At 62.4% G+C, this 19,818-nt stretch carries 13 protein-coding genes; 8 read left to right on the top strand and 5 right to left on the bottom strand.

The features are described 5' to 3' along the window. Positions 1 to 44 precede the first annotated feature (44 nt). From J2Y83_RS11875 to tpx, 5 genes are all read right to left on the bottom strand, one after another. Positions 45 to 1,514, bottom strand: a complete 1,470-nt coding sequence (locus J2Y83_RS11875; RefSeq protein WP_301294975.1) for an efflux transporter outer membrane subunit — start codon at positions 1,512 to 1,514, stop codon at positions 45 to 47. Beyond that, a complete protein-coding gene (locus tag J2Y83_RS11870) occupies positions 1,511 to 4,618 on the bottom strand; it encodes an efflux RND transporter permease subunit (RefSeq protein WP_253395372.1) in 3,108 nt (1,035 codons plus the stop codon). Before J2Y83_RS11870 ends, J2Y83_RS11875 begins: the two co-directional genes overlap by 4 nt. Beyond that, positions 4,615 to 7,716, bottom strand: coding sequence for an MdtB/MuxB family multidrug efflux RND transporter permease subunit (locus J2Y83_RS11865; protein WP_253395370.1), 3,102 nt, complete (start codon positions 7,714 to 7,716; stop codon positions 4,615 to 4,617). Before J2Y83_RS11865 ends, J2Y83_RS11870 begins: the two co-directional genes overlap by 4 nt. Continuing rightward, the gene (locus J2Y83_RS11860; RefSeq protein WP_253395368.1) at positions 7,713 to 9,011 is read right to left on the bottom strand and encodes an MdtA/MuxA family multidrug efflux RND transporter periplasmic adaptor subunit; all 1,299 of its coding nucleotides are present in this window, start codon (positions 9,009 to 9,011) and stop codon (positions 7,713 to 7,715) included. Before J2Y83_RS11860 ends, J2Y83_RS11865 begins: the two co-directional genes overlap by 4 nt. A gap of 231 nt (positions 9,012 to 9,242) precedes the next feature. Next, complete coding sequence (gene tpx, locus J2Y83_RS11855; protein ID WP_253395366.1) at positions 9,243 to 9,743, bottom strand: thiol peroxidase; 501 nt, start codon at positions 9,741 to 9,743, stop codon at positions 9,243 to 9,245. 170 nt (positions 9,744 to 9,913) lie between these two features. Here tpx and J2Y83_RS11850 point away from each other — a divergent pair, with 170 nt between their 5' ends. From J2Y83_RS11850 to xylB, 8 genes are all read left to right on the top strand, one after another. Continuing rightward, entirely contained in the window at positions 9,914 to 11,203 is a 1,290-nt protein-coding gene (locus J2Y83_RS11850) for a glycosyltransferase (protein ID WP_253395364.1), read from the top strand. Between the two features lie 72 nt (positions 11,204 to 11,275). Next, positions 11,276 to 12,181, top strand: a complete 906-nt coding sequence (locus J2Y83_RS11845; RefSeq protein WP_253395362.1) for an AraC family transcriptional regulator — start codon at positions 11,276 to 11,278, stop codon at positions 12,179 to 12,181. A gap of 178 nt (positions 12,182 to 12,359) precedes the next feature. After that, the gene (locus J2Y83_RS11840; RefSeq protein ID WP_253395360.1) at positions 12,360 to 13,682 is read left to right on the top strand and encodes an ABC transporter substrate-binding protein; all 1,323 of its coding nucleotides are present in this window, start codon (positions 12,360 to 12,362) and stop codon (positions 13,680 to 13,682) included. Between the two features lie 134 nt (positions 13,683 to 13,816). Then, a complete protein-coding gene (locus tag J2Y83_RS11835; protein WP_253395358.1) occupies positions 13,817 to 14,707 on the top strand; it encodes a carbohydrate ABC transporter permease in 891 nt (296 codons plus the stop codon). A 10-nt stretch (positions 14,708 to 14,717) separates the two neighbouring features. Further along, on the top strand, positions 14,718 to 15,548 hold the full coding sequence (locus J2Y83_RS11830) for a carbohydrate ABC transporter permease (RefSeq protein ID WP_017848429.1): 831 nt from the start codon (positions 14,718 to 14,720) through the stop codon (positions 15,546 to 15,548). 38 nt (positions 15,549 to 15,586) lie between these two features. Then, a complete protein-coding gene (locus tag J2Y83_RS11825; protein WP_253395355.1) occupies positions 15,587 to 16,690 on the top strand; it encodes an ABC transporter ATP-binding protein in 1,104 nt (367 codons plus the stop codon). A 16-nt stretch (positions 16,691 to 16,706) separates the two neighbouring features. Continuing rightward, complete coding sequence (locus tag J2Y83_RS11820) at positions 16,707 to 18,188, top strand: mannitol dehydrogenase family protein (protein WP_253395353.1); 1,482 nt, start codon at positions 16,707 to 16,709, stop codon at positions 18,186 to 18,188. Between the two features lie 136 nt (positions 18,189 to 18,324). Beyond that, the gene (gene xylB, locus J2Y83_RS11815) at positions 18,325 to 19,806 is read left to right on the top strand and encodes a xylulokinase (RefSeq protein WP_253395351.1); all 1,482 of its coding nucleotides are present in this window, start codon (positions 18,325 to 18,327) and stop codon (positions 19,804 to 19,806) included. Positions 19,807 to 19,818: the final 12 nt, after the last annotated feature.

Genomic DNA, 19,818 nt, shown 5'->3' with positions numbered 1-19,818 from the left:
AGCAGGCAACCCAACTACTTTCGGTCGCGTATGGCCTAGCAGGATCAATCCTTCTCGGCAATCGGCGTCTGCCCATCCCAACCGCCACCCAACGCGGCGATCAGTTGCACACTGGCCACCAATCGCGTCTGCAGCAAGGTCAGCACGGTGCGTTCGTTACTCAGCGCCGTCGCCTGCACGGTGACCACATCCAGATAAGCGATCAGCCCCGCCTTGTACTGATTCTGGGTCAAGCGCAGCGACTCGCGCGCGGCCTCCAGCGCTTCGTTGCTGACCACGGCTTCGTCTTCCAGCACCTTGAGCTGGACCATGTAGTTTTCCACCTCGCGAAAACCATCCAGTACGGTCTGGCGGTACTTGGCCACGGTTTCATCGTAACTGGCGACGGTGCGGTCGACTTCCGCCGAGCGCTGGCCACCGTCGAACAGGGTCGTCGCCAGTTTCGGCCCGACCGACCAGAAGCGGTTTGGCAGGCTGATCCAGTCGGCGTAGGTGCTGCTGGAATAACCACCGGCCAGGCTCAGGCTCAGGTCCGGGTAATAGGCGGCCTTGGCCACGCCGATATCGGCGTTGGCGGCGATCACCGAGCGCTCGGCGGAGGCGATGTCGGGGCGACGTTCGAGCAATTGCGACGGCAGGCTCACCGGGATCTGCGGCAAGGCCGGGATGTCCTTGCTGACGGCCAGGTTGAAGTTGGCTGGCGCCTCGCCGATCAACACGGCGATGGCGTTTTCCAGTTGGGCACGCTGCCAGATCAGGTCGATCAGGCTGGCCTGGGTGGACTTGAGCTGGGTTTGCGCCTGGGCCACGGCGTCCTTGCCGGAGACCCCGGCACGGTATTGGTTTTCGGTCATTTGCAGGGAGCGCTGGTAGGTGTCCAGCGTGGCTTGCAGCAGACGGGTCTGCTCATCCATGACGCGCAGTTGCAGGTAGCTTTGCACCAACTCCGACTGCTGGCTCAAGCGCATCGCGGCCAGGTCCGCCGAGCTGGCTTCGGCGCTGGCTTCTTTGGCTTCCAGGCCCCGGCGCAACTTGCCCCAGACATCGGCTTCCCAGCTCACGCCCAACTGCGCGTTGAGGGTGTCGCGGATGCCGCTGCTGGAACTGCTGAGGCTGGCGTTGCTGCTGCCGGTACCCTGGCTGGCGCGGGTTTTCCCGACACTCAGGTCCACCGTCGGGTAAAACGCCCCACGGGAGCTGCTCACCAGCGCCTGGGCCTGACGGAAGCGCGCTTCGGCCTGGGCCACGGTCTGGTTGGCGTTGTTCAGGCGCAGCACCAGGTCATTGAGCTGACGGTCGCCGTACAGTTCCCACCAGGCGCCACGGGCCAGGGCGTCGCTCGGCGTGGCCTGGCGCCAGCCCTCGGCTTGTTTGAACTGCGCAGGCTCGATGACGGCCGGACGTGTGTAGTCGGGGCCGACCGCGCACGCGCTGAGCAACACCCCGCAGAGCAGCAGGCTGGCGACGCGGGAACCACGGGTCATGGCCAATGTGGCAAAGGTCGAATCGGTCATAGCGCAGAGTCCAGGGCAGCATCGGTACGCACGCCGCGCCAAGCGTTGAAACGATGGCGCGCGCGGTCGAGATAAAGGTAAACCACCGGGGTGGTGTAAAGGGTCAGGATCTGGCTGAAGACCAGCCCGCCGATGATGGTCAGGCCCAGGGGCTGGCGCATTTCCGCGCCTTCGGCCCTGCCGAGCAACAACGGCAAGGCGCCGAGAATCGCCGCCAGCGTGGTCATCAGGATCGGCCGCAACCGCAACAGGCAGGCGCTGCGAATCGATTCCGGCGGGCTCAGGCCGTCATGGCGCTCCAGTTGCAGCGCCAGGTCGATCATCAGGATCGCGTTTTTCTTCACCACCCCGATCAACAGGAACAAGCCGAGCAAGGAGATCAGGCTGAACTCGCCGCCCAGCAGGTAGATGGAGAGCAAGGCCCCGACGCCGGCCGACGGCAAGGTCGAGAGGATCGTCAGCGGGTGGATGTAACTTTCATACAGAATGCCCAGCACCAGGTACACCGCCACCAGCGCGCCGAGGATCATGAACGGCTGGCCTTTCTGGGTCGCCGCAAAGGCATCGGCGGTGCCGGCCATCTTGGCGATGACGTCCTCCGGCAAGCCCACCTTGGCAATCGCCCGCTCGATGGCCGCAGTGCCCTGCTCCACCGTCACGCCGGGGGCTATGTCGAAGGCGATGTTTTCCGAGGCGAACTGGCCTTCGTGGCTGACCCGGTCGTCCGCCAGGCTGCTCTCATAATGGGCAATGGTCGACAACGGCACCCGCGCGCCCGTGGAGGTGATCACCTGCATCTGGTTCAGGGTGATCGGGTCCTGGGCGTATTTCGGGTTGACCTCCATCACCACCTGATACTGGTTGAGGCTGTCATAGATCGTGGAGATCTGCCGCTGGCTGTAGGCGTTGTTCAGCACCGCGGTGACCATGTTCATGTCGATGCCCAGGCGCTTGGCCTGGTCGCGGTCGACGACCAGCGTCACCTGGGCCGCACCCCGGCCTTCGCGGGCGTCGATGGCGGTGAGTTCGGGTAACGCACGCAGTGCGGCCACGACCTTCGGGTACCACAGGCGCAGCGCAGACAGATCACCGCTTTGCAGGATGTAGGAATACTGCGCACTGGTCTGGTCACGGCCACCACCAAATTGCAGGTCCTGGTCAGCCATCAGGAACAGCCGCCCGCCCGGCACCAGTGGCACGCTCTTGCGCAGGCGCTCGATCACCGCCTGGGCGGAGACCTTGCGTTCGCTGATGGGTTTGAGTCGAACCAGCATCACCGCGTTGTTGGTGCCGCTGTTGCCGCCGATGAAACCGGCCACGCTGAGCACCGCCGGGTCTTGCAACACGGCCTTGCGGAAAATTTCCATCTTCGGCTGCATCACGCTGAACGACAGCCCGTCGTCGCCGCGCACAAAGCCGATCAATTGCCCGGTGTCCTGCTGGGGCATGAAGGTTTTCGGCACCACCACATACAACGCGATATTCACCCCCACCGTGATCAGCAGGCTGAGCAAGGTCAGGCGCCGATGGCGCAGCACCCAGTCCAGGCTGGTGGCGTAGGTCGAGACCATGCGGTCGTTGACGTTCTGGCTCCAACGCTGCAAACCGGTCAGTTGCCCTTTGATATGAGGCTTGAGCCAACGCGCGCAGAGCATCGGCGTGAGGGTCAGCGAGACCACCAGCGACACGATGATCGCCGCCGACAAGGTGATGGAAAACTCACGGAACAGGCTGGTGACGATCCCGCCCATGAACAGGATGGACAGGAACACCGCCACCAGCGACACGTTCATCGACAGCAAGGTAAAGCCGACTTCCTGGGCACCCAGGTACGCCGCCTTCATCGGCGGCACACCCTCGTCGATATGCCGGGAAATGTTCTCCAGCACCACGATGGCATCGTCCACCACCAGGCCGGTGGCGAGAATCAGCGCCATCAGCGAGAAGTTGTTCAGCGAGAAACCGAACAGGTACATCACCGCGAAGGTGCCCACCAGCGAGACCGGCACCGCCAGGGTTGGAATCAGCGAAGCGCGGAAGTTACCGAGGAACAGGTAGACCACCAGGATCACCAGCCCAACGGCAATCAACAAGGTCATTTCGGCCTCGTGCAAGGTGGCGGTGATCACCGGCGAGCGATCCATCGCCAGGCTCAGCTTGACGCTGGACGGCAGCACCGCCTGCAATGCCGGCAACTGCGCCTTGATCTGCCGGACGGTCTCGATGATGTTGGCGCCGGATTGGCGGTTGATCACCAGCAGCACCGCCGAATCGTTGTTGAAGAAGCCGCTGTTGTAGCGGTCTTCCACACCGTCGCTGATCTTCGCCACATCGCCCAGGCGCAGGGCCGCGCCGTTCTGGTAGCGGATCAGCAGCGGCTCATAGTCCTTGGCTTTTTCCAGCTGGTCGTTGGCCTGGATCTGCCAGTTGCGCTCGGCGTCTTCCAGCGAGCCCTTGGGCCGACGCTGGTTGGCGTTGGCGATGGTGTTGCGCACATCGTCGAGGGCCACGCCGTACTGGTCGAGCGCCTTGGGTTCGAGTTCGATGCGCACCGCCGGCAGCGAACTGCCGCCGATCTGTACTTCACCCACGCCCGGCACCTGGGACAGGCTTTGCGAAAGGATGGTCGAGGCCAGGTCGTACAGCTGGCCCTTCTGCAACACGTCCGAGGTCAGCGACAGCACCATGATCGGCGCCTGCGACGGGTTGATCTTCTTGTAGGTCGGCATACTGCGCATGCCGCTGGGCAACAGGTTGCGCGAAGCGTTGATTGCCGCCTGCACTTCCCGCGCCGCGCCGTTGATATCACGGTCGGAGTCGAACGCCAGGATCACCCGGGTCGAACCCTGGCTCGACGAACTGCTCATGGTGGTAATGCCGGCAATCGCGCCGAATGAGCGCTCCAGCGGCGTGGCCACGGTGGACGCCATCACCTCCGGGCTGGCGCCGGGCAGGCTGGCTGACACCACGATCACCGGGAAGTCGATCTGCGGCAGCGGCGACACCGGCAGCAGATTGAAGCTGACCCCGCCCAGCAACATGATCGCCAGGCTCAGCAGCATGGTCGCGACCGGGCGGCGAATGAAAGGTCCGGACAGGTTCATGACTCAACCGGCTCCAGGCGTTGCGGCTCTTTGCGCCAGCGCCGACCCAGGCGATCGAAGTACAGGTAGATCACCGGCGTGGTGAACAGCGTCAATACCTGGCTCACCAGCAAACCGCCGACCATCACCAGGCCCAGGGGTTGACGCAACTCCGCACCGGAACCGGTGGCCAGCATCAACGGCACCGCGCCGAACAGCGCGGCCAGGGTGGTCATCAGGATCGGCCGGAAGCGCAACAGCGCCGCCTGGTAGATCGCGGTCTGCGGGTCGAGGCCCTGGTTGCGTTCGGCGTCGAGGGCGAAGTCGATCATCATGATCGCGTTCTTCTTGACGATACCGATCAGCAAAATGATGCCGATGATCGCGATCATGCCCAGGTCATTGCCGCTGAGCAGCAACGCCAGCAACGCCCCTACCGCCGCCGAAGGCAGGGTCGAAAGGATGGTGACCGGGTGGATGTAGCTCTCGTAGAGCACGCCGAGCACGATGTACATGGTGACCACCGCCGCCAGGATCAGCAGCAAGGTGCTCGACAGCGAGGCTTCGAACGCCTGGGCTGCACCCTGGAACTGGGTCTGCACGCCCACCGGCATGCCGATGTCTTTCTGGGTCTGGTTGATCAACTCCACGCCTTTGCCCAACGCGACACCGGGGGCCAGGTTGAACGACATCATCACCGCCGGGAACTGGCCGATATGCGCAATCGCCAACTGCGCCTGGCGCTGTTCCACGCGGGCCAGGCTCGACAGGCGCACCTGGCCGCCGTCGGTGGTCTTGACGTGGATCTGGTTCAGCGCATCCGGCCCCAGGGTCTCGCCCGACTGGGCCTGCAACACCACGCGGTATTGGCTGGCCTGGGTGTAGATGGTGGAAATCTGCCGCTGACCGAAGGCGTCGTACAACGCATCGGTGATAGTCGACACGTTGACGCCCAGGCGCGAGGCGGCATCGCGGTCGATCACCAGGTATACCTGCAGGCCTTTGTCCTGCAGGTCGCTGGCGACGTCGGTGAGTTCCGGCAACTGGCTCAAGGCATGCACCAGCTTTTCGCTCCACAGCGCCAGCAACTCGGCGTCGGGTGACGACATGCTGAACTGGTACTGGGTGCGGCTGACGCGGTCTTCGATGGTCAGGTCCTGCACCGGCTGCATGTACAGGCGGATGCCCACCAGCTTGTCGATTTCCGGCTGCAGGCGGGTGATCACCTGGGCCGCGCTCAAATCCCGCTGCCCATGGGCCTTGAGGTTGATCAGCAAGCGACCGCTGTTGAGGGTGGCGTTATCGCCATCCACACCGATGTAGGACGACAGGCTTTCCACCGCCGGGTCGGCCAGGATGATCTTCGCCAGTTCCTGCTGACGCTGGCTCATTGCAGCGAAGGAAATCGACTGCGGCGCCTCGGAAATGCCCTGGATCACCCCGGTGTCCTGCACCGGGAAAAACCCCTTGGGCACCACTAGGTACAGCACCACGGTGAGGCCCAGGGTAGCGATGGCCACCAGCAAGGTCAGCGGCTGGTGCTTGAGCACCCACTGCAACTTGCGCCCGTAGGCTGCGATCAACCACTCGATCCAGGCCCCGCTGGCCTTGTAGAAACGGCTCTGCTCTGCTTCCTTGGGTTCACGCTTGAGCAGGCGCGCGCACATCATCGGCGTCAGGGTCAGGGACACCACCAGGGAAATCAGGATCGCCACCGCCAGGGTGATGGCGAACTCGCGGAACAGGCGCCCGACCACATCGCCCATGAACAGCAACGGAATCAATACGGCGATCAGCGACAGGGTCAGGGAAATCAGGGTGAAACCGATCTGTTTGGCGCCCTTGAGCGCAGCGGCCAGCGGGGTTTCACCTTCCTCGATATAGCGCGAGATGTTCTCCAGCATCACGATGGCATCGTCGACCACGAACCCGGTGGCGATGGTCAGGGCCATCAGCGTCAGATTGTTGATGGAGAAACCCGCCAGGTACATCACGCCAAAGGTGCCCACCAGCGACAACGGCACGGCGATGGACGGGATGAGGGTGGCGCTGACGCGGCGCAGGAACAGGAAAGTCACCATCACCACCAGGGCAATGGCGATCAGCAATTCGTGCTGCACATCGGTGACCGAAGCGCGGATGGTCTGGGTACGGTCGGTCAGCACCGTCACATCCAGGCCCGCCGGCAGGTTATCGGTGATGCTCGGTAGCAGCGCCTTGATGCGGTCGACCACCTCGATCACGTTGGCACCGGGCTGGCGCTGGATATTCAGCAGCACGGCCTGGTTTTCATTGGCCCAGGCGGCGAGGCGTTCGTTTTCGGCGCCGTCGACGATCTGCGCGACGTCCTTCAGACGCAGCGGTGCGCCATTTTTGTAGGCCAGGATCAGTTCGGCATACTGCTGCGGCGACACCAGTTGGTCGTTGGCGTCGAGCATCGACACGCGGGTCGGGCCGTCGAAGTTGCCCTTGGGCTGGTTGACGTTGGACGCGGCGATCAGCGTGCGCACGTCCGACAGGTTCAAGCCGTTGGCCGCCAGGGCCTCAGGGTTGACCTTGATGCGCACGGCCTGGCGCTGGCCACCGGCGATGCTGACCATGCCGACGCCGCTGATCTGCGCGATCTTTTGCGCCATGCGCGTATCGACCAAATCATTGAGCTTGGGCAGCAGCATGGTCTTGGAGGTAATCGCCAGGGTCAGCACCGGCGTATCTGCCGGGTTGACCTTGTTGTACACCGGCGGCGCCGGCAAGTCCTTGGGCAGCAGGTTGGTCGCGGCGTTGATCGCGGCCTGCACCTGTTGCTCGGCGACATCCATATTGATGTCGAGGTTGAAGCGCAAGGTCAGCACCGACGCACCGCCGGAGCTGGTCGAGGCCATCTGGGTCAAGCCGGGCATCTGCCCGAACTGGCGCTCCAGGGGCGCGGTGACTGCGCTGGTCATCACATCCGGGCTGGCGCCGGGGTACAGGGTCATCACGCGGATGGTCGGGTAATCCACCTGGGGCAAGGCCGAGACCGGTAACAAGCGGTACGAGATGATCCCTGCCAGGACAATCGCCAGCATGCTCAGCGTGGTGGCAACCGGGCGAAGGATAAACAGCCGCGACAGGTTCATGAACCGACCTTTTGCGCCTTGCCGGCGTCAGCGCCGGTCTCCCCTTTTGCGGCGGGCTTGCCTTGCAGGTGCTCGGTCGGGGTGGTCGGGACTTGACTGCTGTCGTTGACCACTTCGATTTCGCTGCCGTCTTTCAGGCGGTCGGTGCCTTCCAGCACCACGCGGTCGCCGGCGACCAGGCCTTGCTTGATCACCGTGTTGTCGCCGTCGGTATCGCCGACCACCAGGGGCTGCACCTTGACCTTCTTGTCGCCATCGAGCTTGTAGACAAACGTACCGGCGTTGCCGAACTGGATAGCGGCAGACGGTGCCAGCACCACGTTATGCAGGGTGTCGGCGAGCAAATGCACGTTGACGAACTGATTGGGGAACAGCGCCTGGTCCTTGTTATCGAAGCGTGCCTTGAATTTCAGGGTGCCGGTGGTGACGTCGATCTGGTTGTCCAGGCTCTGCAGCACGCCGGTGGCTTGGCGCTTGGCGTCGCTGCGGTCCCAGGCTTCCACGGGCAGTTTGTTGCCGGCGTGGTAACGGGCGAGCACGGTTTCCAGGGTGCTCTCCGGCAGGGTGAAGGCCACGCTGATCGGTTGGGTCTGGGTGATCACCGCCAGCGCGGTGGTGTCGTTGGCGGCCACCAGGTTACCGACGTCGAGCTGACGCAGGCCGACGCGCCCGGCGATCGGCGCGCGGATCTTGGTGAATTCGAGGTTGAGCTTGGCGTCGTCCACTGCGCCCTGGTTGGTCTTGACCGTGCCCTGGTATTGCAGGACCAGCGCTTCGGCGGTGTCCAGGGTTTGCTTGGCGATACTGTCCTGGGCATACAAGCCGCGATAACGCTCGACGTCGACCTGGGCGTTTTTCAACTGGGCCTGGTTCTGCATCAGCGTGCCCTGGGCCTGGAGCAAGGCATTCTGGTAGCTGCGCGGGTCGATTTCCGCCAGCAGGTCGCCGGCTTTGACCGTCTGCCCTTCTTCAAAGGCGATCTTCACCAACTCGCCGCCCACCCGGCTGCGCACATTGATGGTGTTGAGCGCGGTGACCGTGCCCAACGCCTTGTAGTACACCGGGAATTCCCCCAGCACCGCCGGCGCCACACGCACCGGCACCGGGCCGGTGGAGCCGCCGAAGCCCGGGCGCGCCATGCCCGTTTTACCGGTACGGCCGGCTGGCGCTTCTGGATGGGTAGCGCCGGTGGGCCAGAATTTCCAGCACAGGCCGGCGATAACCAGCAGCACGAGCAGGCCGAACAGCCAGCGACGGGAGTTGCGGGGGGAGGATTGCATGGAGTGATCAACCATTGGGCGCGAGAGCTTCTTCTTTGGGAGGCTGAAAGATAAGCACTGGGGCGCGTTAAGAAAAGCGCATTTACCGGCTATTTACCTTGGGCTTACAACTTTTAACTGTTGAGCTTAGTCCGCCGGCTATTTCGCTAAACATCTGACCAGCAAATAAAAACGGCCTGGACTAGGCCAGGCCGCAATCATGCACCACGCGTGTTACTGCAAAACGACAGTAATGCGCCGAAACAGTTACTTCAAAACAGCCAGGGCTGCCTCGTAGTTTGGCTCTTGGCCGATTTCAGGCACCAATTCGCTGTGCAGTACGTTGTCGTTTTCATCCAACACGACGACGGCACGGGCGGTCAGAGCCCGGAGTGGGCCGTCGGCAATCGAAACGCCGTAGTCAACGGCGAAATCAGCGTTGCGGAAGTCCGACAGGCTCTGCACGTTGTCCAGGCCTTCGGTGCCGCAAAAACGTTTCTGGGCAAACGGCAGGTCAGAGGAAATGCACAGTACAACCGTGTTGCTCACATTGTTGGCCTGGGCGTTGAACGTGCGCACCGACGTGGCGCAGGTCGGGGTGTCGACGCTTGGGAAGATGTTCAGCACTTTGCGCTTGCCGGCGAAGGTGGCCAGGGTCACGTCCGACAGATCGCCGGCGGTCAGGGTGAAGTCTGGCGCTTTGGAGCCGGTTTGCGGCAGTTCGCCTTCAACTTGGACTGGATTACCACGAAGGGTGACTTGAGCCATGAACGGAATCCTTATGCTGGTTTTGATTAAACGAATTCGAGAGGCGGAAGTTAACCACAAAGTGCCGTGACGACCTACCGCCTGACACAAATTGTCATGTCACGCCGGGCACGCGGGCGGTTGTGGTTTAATTGCGCGTTTTTCGTCCCCGCTCAAGGAATCCGTTGTTGATGAATCAGCCCGCCACCAAAGTCCTGGTCATTGGTTATGTCTGGCCGGAACCGCGTTCCTCGGCTGCAGGCGGGCATATGATGCAGATTCTCGAAACTTTTCTGTCACAAGGTTGGGATATTACCTTCAGCAGCCCGGCGACCATTGGCGAACACAAAGCCGACCTACCGGCACTGGGAATCGCCGAATGCGCCATCGAACTCAATAACAGCAGTTTCGATGACTTTATCCGCGAACTGGCCCCGGACATCGTGCTGTTCGACCGTTTCATGATGGAAGAACAGTTCGGCTGGCGCGTCGAGAAGCACTGCCCCACTGCCCTGCGGGTGCTGGAAACCTCCGACCTGCAAAGCCTGCGCGACGCACGCCAACAGCGGTTCAAGGACCACCTCAAGGCCCAGCCGGACAACGATGACTTCAGCGCCTTGTTCGCACCGGGCCTGGAAGACGAGTTCCAGCGCATGGCCGACACCGACCTGGCCAAGCGCGAGATCGCAGCCATCTATCGCTGCGACATCAGCCTGATGATCTCCGACATGGAAATCCGCCTGCTCACCGAGCAGTTCAAGGTGCCCGCCGCCCTGCTCCACTGGTGCCCATTGATGCTGGAACCGCCGACCGAGGCGTTCGCACCGTTTGACGAGCGCGCGCACTTCCTCAGCATCGGCAACTTCCGCCACGCGCCCAACTGGGATGCGGTGCTGTGGATGAAGAACAGTGTCTGGCCGTTGATCCGCCAGCAACTGCCGGGTGCCCAATTGCATGTCTACGGCGCCTACACCCCGCCCAAGGCCACCGCGCTGCACAACCCGGCCCAGGGCTTTCATGTAATGAACTGGGCCGAAGATGCGCTGCAAGTGATGACGGCTGCGCGCATCTGCCTGGCGCCGCTGCGCTTTGGCGCCGGGATCAAGGGCAAGCTGGCGGATGCCATGCTCTGCGGCACGCCGAATATCACCACACCGGTCGGCGCCGAAGCCATGGGCGACGAGCAGCCATGGCCTGGCCTGATCGAACAAAGCGCCGCCACCCTTGCCGCCGCTGCGGTGGCGCTGTACCAGGACCGCGAGCGCTGGACCCAGGCCCAGGAGCACGGCCGGCAATTGCTGGCCCGCCGCTATGACCTGCACCGCCACGGCCCCGCACTGGTAGAGTGCCTGGAACACTGTCGCAGCCGCCTCGACGCGCATCGCCGGGAGAATTTCACCGGCAGCATGCTGCGTCACCACGCCCACAAAAGTACCCAGTACATGTCCCAGTGGATCGAGGCAAAAAACCGTAACCTTTAAACGCTTGACGCTGGCCGGGTCGCACGCAACGGGGCATTATTCAAATCGCAACCACAATAAAGCGACGGCAGCATGACCCGAGCAACGCGAATCACCGACCCTTCCTACGAGCTGATGGACGATCACAACGGTCTGTCTATCATCTATCGCCAGCACGGTTTCCCTTGCCCCCTGGTGCGCTGGCATTTCCATAAGGAGTACGAGCTGCACCTGATCGTCGCCAGTTCCGGCAAGGTGTTCATCGGCGACTACATCGGCAACTTCTACCCGGAAAGCCTGTTTCTCACCGGCCCCAACCTGCCTCACAACTGGATCAGCCAGGTCGAGGAAGACGAAGTGGTGCCCAAGCGCGACATGCTGGTGAACTTCACCGATGAGCTGCTGGAGAACGGCAGTCACATTTTTGCCGAACTCAAGACCCTGGCGCCGCTACTGGAACGAGCGCAATCCGGCATCGAGTTTCGCTGCAAAAAGACCATCGCCCAGGCCATGACCCTCATGCAACGCATCGAGGACGCTCAGGGCATGGCGCGCCTGGGGCACTTCTTTATCCTGTTGGAAGTGTTGAGCGCGTGTGAAGACTACCAACTGCTCTCCGGCGTGACCACGCCGCAACTGGCCGACGAACACAGCATCGACCGCACCAACCGGGCGGTGGACTACATCTTTGCGCATTACGCGCGGGAATTGTCACTGGAGGAAGTGGCCGACTACCTGGGGATGAAACCGACGTATTTCTCGCGGGTGTTCAAGCAGGCCACCGGGCGCACGTTTATCGAATTCGTCAATCGCCTGCGCATCAGCAAATCCTGCGAACTGCTGGCCGATGGCGACAAGGCCGTCACCGATGTGTGCTTCGAGTCGGGGTTCAACAACATTTCCAACTTCAATCGCCGCTTCCAGCAACTTAAAGGCATGACCCCTTCCCACTACCGGCGCCTGGCGGTGCAGCGGCTCACCGAACAGAACCTGGCTTAATCGATTCGGCTTTTGGTGAGCGAGTACAAAAAAGTATCAGTCCCAGTGCGCCCAAGGATTTGTCACACCCCCCATTTGAGGGCTGTAATCAACGCACACTCTTCCTGACTCCGCGTGGGAAGACACAACAACAATAACTGTCCTTCTGCAGCCCCTGGGCGCAGAAAAGGAGTGCGCGATGAAGTTCACAGCAAAAACACTGCTTGCCTGTTCTTGCATGACGGCCTGCATGACCCTCAGCGCCGTCAGCCTTGGCGCGCAAACCCTGACCATTGCCACCGTCAACAACAGCGACATGATCCGTATGCAAAAGCTCTCGAAGACCTTCGAGGCCGAGCACCCGGACATCAAGTTGAATTGGGTGGTGCTCGAAGAAAACGTCCTGCGCCAACGCCTGACCACCGACATCGCTACCCAGGGCGGGCAGTTCGATGTGTTGACCATCGGCATGTACGAAGCCGCACTGTGGGGCGCCAAGGGCTGGCTGGAACCGATGAAAGACCTGCCGGCATCCTACGACCTAGACGATGTGTTCCCTTCCGTGCGTGACGGTTTGTCCGTCAAGGGTTCGCTGTACGCCCTGCCGTTCTATGCGGAAAGCTCGATCACCTATTACCGCACCGACCTGTTCAAGGACGCCGGGCTGAGCATGCCCGAGCACCCAACCTGGACGCAGATCGGCGAATACGCGGCAAAACTCACCGACAAAACCAAAGAGCAATACGGCCTGTGCCTGCGCGGCAAAGCCGGTTGGGGTGAAAACATGGCGCTGATCACCACCCTGGCCAACGGCTACGGGGCGCGCTGGTTCGACGAGAAATGGCAGCCTGAATTCAATGGCCCTGAATGGAAGGACGCGCTGAACTTCTACGTCGACAATATGAAGAAGTCCGGCCCGCCGGGTGCGTCGAGCAACGGTTTCAACGAAAACCTCGCGCTGTTCAACAGCGGCAAGTGCGCGATCTGGGTCGACGCCAGCGTGGCCGGTTCGTTCGTCACCGACAAGACCCAAAGCAAGGTGGCGGACCATGTCGGTTTCACCTTCGCCCCGCACGAAAAGACCGACAAAGGCACCTCGTGGCTGTACTCCTGGAGCCTGGCGATCCCGACCAGTTCCAAGGCCAAGGACGCTGCCAAGCTGTTCACCAGTTGGGCGACTTCCAAGGAATACGGCGCTTTGGTCGCCAAGACCGACGGCATCGCCAACGTCCCGCCGGGTACGCGCAAGTCGACCTACAGCGACGAATATATGAAGGCCGCGCCGTTCGCCAAGGTCACCCTGGAATCGCTGAAAGTCGCCGATCCGACCAAACCAACGCTCAAACCGGTGCCGTATATCGGTATCCAACTGGTGACCATTCCAGAGTTCCAGGCAATCGGTACCCAGGTCGGCAAGTTCTTCTCGGGTGCGCTGACCGGTCAGCAAACCGTGGATCAAGCCTTGAGCGCCGCGCAGACCACCACCGAGCGTGAAATGAAGCGGGCCGGTTATCCCAAGTAACCCCCGATTCTGTAGGAGCGAGCTTGCTCGCGAAAAAGGTACATCCGACGCCGACATGCGCCTGAAATACCTTCGCGAGCAAGCTCGCTCCTACAGGAGTTTTGCGCACCTGCCTCTAATCGGTCTTGATCACCATGAATACAATACGTAAAAGCCGCCTGGCCAACCCCGGCTGGTTTCTCGTCAGCCCCTCGGTAGCTTTGCTGCTGCTGTGGATGATCGTGCCGCTGGGCATGACCCTGTACTTTTCGCTGATCCGCTACAACCTGCTCTACCCCGGCGAAAACCAGTTCGTGGGGCTGGAGAACTTCACCTATTTCATCACCGATTCGGGCTTCCTGCCCGGCGCCACCAATACCCTGTTGCTGGTCGGCAGCGTGCTGTTGATCAGCGTGGTATTTGGCGTGTTGATCAGCGCCCTGCTGGAGGCCAGTGAGTTCTTCGGCCGCGGCCTGGTGCGGGTGTTGTTGATCTCGCCGTTCTTCATCATGCCCACCGTCGGTGCGCTGATCTGGAAGAACCTGATTTTCCATCCGGTGTCGGGGATCCTCGCCGCCGTGTGGAAGTTCTTCGGCGCCCAGCCCGTGGACTGGCTGGCGCATTACCCGCTGCTGTCGATCATCATCATTGTCTCGTGGCAATGGCTGCCCTTCGCCATCCTGCTGCTGATGACCGCCATGCAGTCTCTCGACCAGGAACAAAAGGAAGCCGCACGCCTCGACGGCGCCGGCGCGATTGCGATTTTCTGGCACCTGACCCTGCCCCACCTGGCGCGCCCGATTGCCGTGGTGGTGATGATCGAAACCATCTTCCTGCTCTCGGTATTCGCCGAAATTTTCACCACCACCAACGGCGGCCCCGGCTACGCCTCGACCAACCTCGCCTACCTGATCTACAACCAGGCGCTGGTGCAGTTCGACGTGGGCATGGCCTCGGCCGGCGGCTTGATTGCCGTGGTCATCGCCAATATCGCGGCGATCATCCTGGTGCGGATGATCGGCAAAAACCTGACTGACAAGCCTTGAGGGCCGCGCCATGACGCTTCAACAATCCCGCCGCCTGCAAAGCCTGTTACTCGGCACCCTGGCCTGGGCCATCGCGATTCTGATCTTCTTCCCGATCTTCTGGATGGTGCTGACCAGCTTCAAGACCGAGATCGACGCCTTTGCCACGCCGCCGCAGTTCATCTTCACGCCGACGCTGGAGAATTACCTGCACATCAACGAGCGCAGCAACTACTTCAGCTACGCGTGGAACTCGGTGCTGATTTCGTTCAGCGCCACCGCCTTGTGCCTGCTGATCTCGGTGCCGGCGGCCTACTCCATGGCGTTCTACGAGACCCAACGCACCAAGGGCACGCTGCTGTGGATGCTGTCGACCAAGATGCTGCCGCCGGTGGGCGTGCTGATGCCGATCTACCTGCTGGCCAAGAGCTTCGGCCTGTTGGATACGCGTATCGCGCTGATCATCATCTACACCCTGATCAACCTGCCGATCGTGGTGTGGATGGTTTACACCTACTTCAAGGACATCCCCAAAGACATCCTCGAAGCGGCCCGCCTGGACGGCGCCACCCTGTGGCAGGAAATGGTCCGCGTACTGCTGCCGATCGCCAAAGGCGGCCTGGCATCCACGGTGTTGCTGTCGCTGATCCTGTGCTGGAACGAGGCGTTCTGGTCGTTGAACCTGACCTCGTCGAATGCCGCGCCGCTGACCGCGCTGATCGCCTCCTACTCCAGCCCCGAAGGCTTGTTCTGGGCCAAATTGTCGGCCGTCTCGACCCTGGCCTGCGCGCCGATCCTGATCTTTGGCTGGATCAGCCAGAAACAGCTGGTGCGCGGTTTGTCCTTCGGCGCCGTGAAATAACGGCTTTCCTATAAAAATTCCAAGCGGAGGCCCATCCCATGGCCAACCTGAAAATCAAGAATCTGCAAAAAGGCTTCGAAGGCTTTTCCATCATCAAGGGCATCGACCTGGAAGTGAACGACAAGGAATTCGTGGTCTTCGTCGGCCCGTCGGGCTGCGGTAAATCCACGCTGCTGCGGCTGATCGCCGGCCTGGAAGAAGTCAGCGAAGGCACCATCGAACTGGATGGCCGCGACATCACCGAAGTGACCCCGGCCAAACGCGACCTGGCGATGGTGTTCCAGACTTACGCGCTGTACCCGCACATGAGCGTGCGCAAGAACATGTCGTTTGCCCTGGACCTCGCGGGCGTCGACAAGCAGCTGGTGGAGAGCAAAGTCAGCGAAGCGGCGCGCATCCTCGAACTGGGCCCGCTGCTGGAGCGCAAGCCCAAGCAACTGTCCGGCGGCCAGCGCCAGCGCGTGGCGATCGGCCGAGCGATTGTGCGTAACCCGAAGATCTTCCTGTTTGATGAGCCGCTGTCCAACCTCGACGCCGCGCTGCGCGTGCAGATGCGCCTGGAACTGGCGCGCCTGCATAAAGAGCTGCAAGCGACCATGATCTATGTGACCCACGACCAGGTCGAAGCGATGACCCTGGCCGACAAAGTGGTGGTGCTCAACAGCGGCCGCATCGAGCAGGTCGGTTCGCCGCTGGACCTGTACCACCAGCCGGCCAACCTGTTTGTCGCGGGCTTTCTCGGCACGCCGAAGATGGGCTTCCTCAAGGGCAAGGTCACGCGGGTCGAGGGCCAGGGCTGCGAGGTGCAACTGGACGCCGGTACGCTGATCAGCCTGCCGCTGAGCGGCGCCACCCTGAGCGTGGGCAGCGCGGTGACCCTGGGTATTCGCCCGGAGCACCTGGAACTCGCCGTACCGGGCCAGACAAGCCTGACCGTCACCGCCGACGTCGGCGAGCGCCTGGGCAGCGATACCTTCTGCCACGTCATCACCGCCAACGGCGAGCCGCTGACCCTGCGCATTCGTGGCGACATGGCCAGCCAGTATGGCGAGACGCTGCACCTGCACCTGGACCCGGCGCACTGCCATCTGTTCGACACCGACGGCGTGGCCGTTACCCGCCCACTGCGCGCCGCCGCCTGATTTCGCGAGATTTGTGATGAAACTGAATAAACAGAACCTCACCCAACTGGCGCCGGAAGTGAAAATCCCGGCCTACGCCATTGCCGATACCCGTCAGGGCATCGCCCATATCGGCGTCGGCGGTTTCCACCGTGCGCACCAGGCGTATTACACCGATGCGCTGATGAATACCGGCGAGGGCCTGGACTGGAGCATCTGCGGCGTCGGCCTGCGCGCCGAGGACCGCAAGGCCCGCGACGACCTGGCCGGCCAGGATTACCTGTTCACCCTGTATGAATTGGGCGACAGCGACGACACCGAAGTGCGCGTGATCGGCTCGATCAGCGACATGCTACTGGCCGAGGACGGCGCCCAGGCGTTGATCGACAAACTGGCCAGCCCGCAGATCCGCATCGTCTCGCTGACCATCACCGAAGGCGGCTATTGCATCGACGACAGCAACGGCGAATTCATGGCCCACCTGCCGCAGATCCAGCACGACCTGGCGCACCCGCAGGCGCCGAAAACCGTGTTCGGCTTTATCTGCGCCGCGCTGACCCAGCGCCGCGCCGCCGGCACTCCGGCGTTCACCGTAATGTCCTGCGATAACCTGCCGCACAACGGCGCCGTCACGCGCAAGGCACTGCTGGCCTTCGCCGCCCTGCACAACGCCGAACTGCATGACTGGATCAAAGCCAACGTGACGTTCCCCAACGCCATGGTCGACCGCATCACGCCGATGACCAGTACCGCGCATCGCCTGCAATTGCACGATGAGCACGCTATCGACGATGCCTGGCCGGTGGTGTGCGAGCCCTTTGTGCAGTGGGTCCTGGAAGACCAGTTCGTCAACGGGCGCCCGGCCTGGGAAAAGGTCGGCGTGCAGTTCACCGCCGACGTGACGCCCTATGAAGAAATGAAGATCGGCCTGCTCAACGGCAGCCACCTGGCGCTGACTTACCTGGGGTTTCTCAAGGGGTATCGGTTCGTTCACGAGACCATGAATGACCCGCTGTTCGTCGCGTATATGCGCGCGTACATGGACCTGGACGTCACGCCGAACCTGGCGCCGGTGCCCGGCATCGACCTCACGCAGTACAAGCAGACCCTGGTCGATCGCTTCTCCAACCAGGCGATTGCCGACCAGTTGGAGCGCGTGTGTTCCGATGGCTCGTCGAAATTTCCCAAGTTCACCGTGCCGACGATCAATCGGTTGATTGCCGATGGGCGCGAGACCGAGCGCGCGGCGTTGGTGGTGGCTGCCTGGGCGTTGTACCTCAAGGGTGTCGATGAGAATGGCGTGGCCTACAAAATTCCGGACCCGCGCGCCGAGTTTTGCCAGGGGCTGGTGGGTGATGATGCGCGGATCAGTCAGCGCCTGCTCGGGGTGGAGGAGATTTTCGGCACGGCTATTCCCAAGTCGGCTGAGTTTGTGGCAGCGTTCGAGCGATGCTATGCGAGCCTGCGCAGCAACGGCGTCACAAAAACACTGCAGCAACTCCTGAAGAAACCGGCTTAAACCTGTGGGAGGGGGCTTGCCCCCGATGGCGGTGGGTCAGTAACGAACATTGACACTGAAACACCGCCATCGGGGGCAAGCCCCTCCCACATTTGGAGCGCATTTACAATCCAACAACAATGCTGAGCAAACCCTCATGACCCAGCAAAACCTGTTCCTCGGCATCGACTGCGGCACCCAAGGCACCAAAGCCATCGTCCTCGACGCTTCCAGCGGCAAGGTGCTGGGCCTGGGCGCCGCGGCACACACACTGATCAGCGGCGCCAACGGCCGGCGCGAGCAGCACACCCAGGAGTGGCTGGACGCCTTTACCGAAGCCACCCACCGCGCCTTGCAGCAGGCCGGTGTGGACGGCCAGGCCATCCTCGGCATCGGCGTGTCCGGCCAGCAACACGGCCTGGTACTGCTCGATGACCATGGCCAGGTGCTGCGCCCGGCCAAGCTGTGGTGCGACACCGAAACCGCCGCCGAAAACGAGCGCCTGTTGCAGTACCTGGGTGGCGAAAGCGCTTCGCTGGAGCGTCTCGGCGTGGCAATTGCGCCGGGCTACACCGTGTCCAAACTGCTGTGGACCCGCGAGCAGCACCCCGAGGTGTTCGCGCGCATCGCGCATATCCTGCTGCCCCACGACTACCTCAACTACTGGCTCACCGGCCGCGCCGTCGCGGAATACGGCGATGCCTCGGGCACCGGCTACTTCAACGTGCGCAGCCGTGACTGGGACGTGGCGCTGCTCCAGCACATCGACCCCAGTGGCCGCCTGCAAGCCGCCTTGCCGACGCTGATCGAAGCCGACCACGCCGTCGGCACGATCCTGCCGGCCATCGCCGAACGCCTGGGTATCAACCCCGACGCCATCGTGTCCAGCGGCGGCGGCGACAACATGATGGGCGCCATCGGCACCGGCAATATCGCCCCCGGCGTGATCACCATGAGCCTGGGTTCATCGGGCACCGTGTATGCCTTTTCCGACCAGCCCAACGTAAGCCCCGAGGCGTCGGTCGCGACCTTCTGTTCCTCCAGCGGCGGCTGGTTGCCATTGATCTGTACGATGAACCTGACCAACGCCACCGGGGTGATTCGCGAGCTGTTCGACCTCGACCTCAACGCCTTCAACGCCCTGGTCGAGCAGGCGCCGATCGGTGCCGACGGCGTGAGCATGCTGCCGTTCCTCAATGGCGAACGCGTGCCCGCCCTGCCCCACGCCACCGGCAGCCTGCACGGCTTGACCATGACCAACCTGACCCGCGCCAACCTGTGCCGCGCCGTGGTCGAGGGCACCACCTTCGGCTTGCGCTACGGCCTCGACCTGTTGCGCCAGACCGGCCTGCACAGCCAGAGCATCCGCCTGATCGGCGGCGGTTCGAAAAGCCCGGTGTGGCGGCAGATGGTTGCCGATATCATGCACACCGAAGTGATCTGCACCGAACAAAGCGAAGCGGCGGCCCTGGGCGCGGCGATCCAGGCCGCGTGGAGCCAGTCCGGCGAATCCCTGGCCAGCCTGTGCGAGAAATGCGTGAGCGTCGACCCGGCCAGCCGTACCCTGCCGGTGGCCGACAATGTCAGCGCCTATCAACACGCCTACGAGCGCTATCAGCAGCACGTGGCAACCCTTTAAGAGCGAACGACT

Source organism: Pseudomonas marginalis (assembly GCF_024169655.1).
Taxonomy (GTDB): Bacteria; Pseudomonadota; Gammaproteobacteria; order Pseudomonadales; family Pseudomonadaceae; genus Aquipseudomonas; species Aquipseudomonas paraveronii.
The sequence above is the reverse complement of the archived record's forward strand: the minus strand, read 5'-3'. Positions and strand labels throughout refer to the sequence as shown.